Below are 3,459 nucleotides of genomic sequence, written 5' to 3' on the forward strand. Positions count from 1 at the left end.
CTGGACCCCCGCTGGGGGCGCAGCCCCCAGCGGGGGTCCAGGGGGCGGAGCCCCATGGGTACGGGAAGGGGCGGGGTGGGGGAGAAGACCCGATGTGAGGCTCCGCACGAGACGGGTACCCGACCCTCATGGCCACCACCAAGGGCACCAAGGCGCCCGAGGACGCGTACACGGCGGAGCCGTTCGTGCCGGAGCGCGGCGGGCTGACCGCGCTCCGAGAGGCGGCCGCCGAGTGCCGCGGCTGCCCGCTGCACCAGGACGCCACACAGACCGTGTTCGGCAACGGGGACACGGACGCCCGGGTGCTGCTCGTCGGTGAGCAGCCCGGGGACCAGGAGGACCGGCAGGGCAAGCCGTTCGTCGGCCCTGCGGGGCGCCTGCTCGACCGGGCGCTGGCCGAGGCGGGGATCGACCCCGGGCAGACGTACGTCACGAACGCCGTCAAGCACTTCAAGTTCACCCGCTCAGGACCGGGCAAGCGCCGTATCCACAAGGCGCCGAGCCTGCGCGAGATGACGGCCTGCGGCCCCTGGCTGGCCGCCGAAATGGCCCTTGTGGAACCGGAGTTGATCGTCGTGCTCGGCGCCACCGCGGGCAAGGCGCTGCTCGGTTCCTCGTTCCGGGTGACGAAGCAGCGCGGGATGGTGCTGGAGGAGGAGATCCACGGGCGCCCGGCCCGCCTGGTCGCCACCATCCACCCCTCCGCGGCCCTGCGCGCCGACGACCGCGAGGCGGTGTACCAGGGGCTGGTCTCCGACCTGAAGGTGGCGGCGCGGGCGCTGGGGTGAGCGGAGGGGAAATGCTCTTGAGCCGCGTACGCCGTAATGCATAACCTCGCCCCATGCCCCTTACGTTCGTGCTCGACCCCTCCGTCGACCCCGCCCTGCGCGACGGCGTCCTCGACCTGTGGGCCGACGTCACCAACGCGGGCGGCGCCGTCGGCTTCGTACCGCCCGTGACCCCCGACGCGATACGCCCGGAACTCATCAAGCACCTGGCCGCGATGAGCGAGGGCCGTATGCGGCTGCTGGCCGGCCTGGACGAGGAGGGTGCCGTCGCCGCGACCGCGTTCTTCTCCTTCAACACGCACCGGCTGATGACGCACTGGGTGTGGCTCTACACGGTGATGGTGCACCCGAAACACCAGGGCAAGGGGTACGGGCGCGATCTGCTCGCGGCCGCCGCGGAGGCGGCCTGCGGGTTCGAGGGGATCGAGGCGATACGGCTCACCTGCCGGGGAGGACTCGGACTCGAACGCTTCTACGCCTCCTGCGGCTACAAGGAGGTCGGCCGCGTACCCGGCGCGATCCGCGTCGCCTCCGGCGACTACCGGGACGACATCACGATGCTGCTGCCGCTCGACCGCCTCGGCTGAGACATGGAGGCTCCTACGGCATGAGGCCCCCCTGCAAGATCACAGGCAGAACGTGCTTGACTGGAGGATGCCCTTTGGGGATGTTCGGAATGTTCGGAACGGGAAGAGTGGATTGAGATGCTCCGCTACACACTGATGCGCCTCGGAATCTTCGTGGGCTGCCTCGTGGTCGTCTGGGGCCTCGTCTACTCCGGTCTCGCCCCGCGCGGCCTCGGTGCCTCCAACGGCATGTGGATCGTCCTGCTCGCCCTGCTGCTCTCGGCGCCGATCAGCTTCGTGGTCCTGCGCAAGGAGCGCGACCGGGCCTCCTCGAAGATCGTCGAGCGAGTGGACCGCGCCAAGGCCAACCTGGAGCGCAACCGCTCCCAGGAGGACAGCGCGGACGACACGGCGCGCGGCGGCGCACAGGGGCAGCCTTCGTGACTGAGGGCGACACTTCGGGCGCGGTCGGCAGGCGGACCGTACGCTAACCCATATGGGTGCTGTGAAGAACAAGCGGATGCCGCGTGCCGTGCGCGAACAGCAGATGCTGGACGCCGCCGTGCAGACCTTCGGACAGCGGGGGTACCGGGCCGCTTCGATGGACGAGATCGCCGATCTGGCGGGCGTGTCCAAACCGCTGGTGTACCTGTACCTGAACTCCAAGGAAGACCTCTTCACCGCCTGCATCCGGCGTGAGGCGGCCGCCCTGACGGCCGCCGTACGCGCGGGAGTTCACCCCGGCCTGCCCGCCGACCGCCAACTCTGGGAAGGGCTGCGGGCGTTCTTCACGCACACCGCGCAGAACCCGGACGGCTGGGCGGTGTTGCACCTCCAGGCGCGTACGCACGGGGAGCCGTTCGCCGCCGAGGTCACCGCGATGCGGGAGGAACTCGTCGCGTTCGTCACGCAGTTGATCGCGGTCGCCGCCCGCGAGGCCCACCGGGACCCGTCGCTGGCCGAGCGCGAGGTCGCCGGCCTCGCCGAGGCCCTGGTCGGCGCGGCCGAGTCCCTCGCGGCCTGGGCCAACACCACACCCGGCGTCTCGGCCATGCAGGCTGCGGCGACGCTGATGAACTTCGCCTGGGCGGGACTCGGGAACCTGATGGACGGGCGGGCCTGGGCGCCACCCAAGCCGTAGCGCTCCGCTGGAAGAACGGTGATGAATCTGCGGGCCGGTGGGGGCTTGTCGCGCCCACGCGGCGGAGCCGCAGATTGATACAGCCCCGCGCCCCTTACGGGGCGCGGTACCGCACCGGACTCAACCAAGGCCGCTCAGGGGCAGCGCCTCGCCCGTGACGTGAACGCGTTCGCCCTCCCCGCGCAGCTCGAAGGCGCCCGCTTCCGCCGCGTACGTCACCCTGCCCGGCAGCAGTACGGGCGCCCTGAACTCCGCCCTCACCCGCACCGCTTCGGGTACGCCGTGCTCCGCGAGACAGCGGGCCACCGTCCACATTCCGTGCGCGATGGGCCTGCGGAAGCCGAAGAGCCGGGCCGTGAGCGGATACAGGTGGATCGGATTCCGGTCGCCGGACGCCGCCCCGTAACGCTGCCCGAGATCCCCACCGAGCCGCCACTCGGCGACGGCGGGAAGGGGTTTGCGAGGGTCGGACGGCGTCGGGCCGACGTGCGAGGTGCGGTGCCGCGCCAGATACGTACTCCTCGACTCCCATACGAGGCTGCCGCCGGCCCGTGCCTCCGTCACGACGGTCGCTTCGGTGCCATGTCGATGGGGCGCCAACCGCTCGACGTACACGGTGAGTTCGTACTCCCCCGTCGCGGCGAGGGCGCTCCGCTGGGTGATCTCGACGGTTGTGTGCACGAGCCCGAGCAGCGGCAGCGGAAACGTCCGCGCACTCATCAGCCGCATGGCCAACGGGAAGCCCAGCACATGCGGATACGTCACCGGCAGCTCATCGGCGCCGACGCCGTAGCCGCAGACGCGCTCGTACGCGGCGAGCTTGGCGAGATCGATGCGAACGCCCGGGAGCACGAGGCGAGCCGGCGACGAGACCGCACCCGGCCGGGGCCGCTTGAAGGGCGAGAGAAGCGTGCCTCGGGCGAGGAGAGGGACGAGGGCGGGGGAGGTGGCGAGGGTGTGAGTG

At 71.0% G+C, this 3,459-nt stretch carries 5 protein-coding genes; 4 read left to right on the forward strand and 1 reads right to left on the reverse strand.

Going from position 1 to position 3,459, the window contains the following annotated elements; translation table 11 throughout:
* Positions 1 to 128 precede the first annotated feature (128 nt).
* The 4 genes from G5C60_RS50010 to G5C60_RS50025 all read left to right on the forward strand — a co-directional run bounded on the left by G5C60_RS50010 (position 129) and on the right by G5C60_RS50025 (position 2,495).
* A complete protein-coding gene (locus tag G5C60_RS50010; protein ID WP_165270865.1) occupies positions 129 to 788 on the forward strand; it encodes a UdgX family uracil-DNA binding protein in 660 nt (219 codons plus the stop codon).
* 53 nt (positions 789 to 841) lie between these two features.
* Positions 842 to 1,375 (forward strand): GNAT family N-acetyltransferase, encoded by a 534-nt coding sequence (locus G5C60_RS50015; RefSeq protein WP_165270867.1) that lies wholly within the window; start codon positions 842 to 844, stop codon positions 1,373 to 1,375.
* Between the two features lie 117 nt (positions 1,376 to 1,492).
* Positions 1,493 to 1,798 (forward strand): DUF4229 domain-containing protein, encoded by a 306-nt coding sequence (locus tag G5C60_RS50020; RefSeq protein WP_165270869.1) that lies wholly within the window; start codon positions 1,493 to 1,495, stop codon positions 1,796 to 1,798.
* 52 nt (positions 1,799 to 1,850) lie between these two features.
* A complete protein-coding gene (locus G5C60_RS50025; RefSeq protein WP_165270871.1) occupies positions 1,851 to 2,495 on the forward strand; it encodes a TetR/AcrR family transcriptional regulator in 645 nt (214 codons plus the stop codon).
* Positions 2,496 to 2,615: 120 nt separating this feature from the next.
* On the opposite strand, the gene G5C60_RS50030 is transcribed toward G5C60_RS50025, so the two are convergent.
* Positions 2,616 to 3,459 (reverse strand): MaoC family dehydratase (locus tag G5C60_RS50030; protein ID WP_165270873.1); only part of this gene is annotated, 844 nt, incomplete at its 5' end.

Source organism: Streptomyces scabichelini (assembly GCF_011045015.1).
Classification (GTDB): Bacteria; Actinomycetota; Actinomycetes; order Streptomycetales; family Streptomycetaceae; genus Streptomyces; species Streptomyces scabichelini.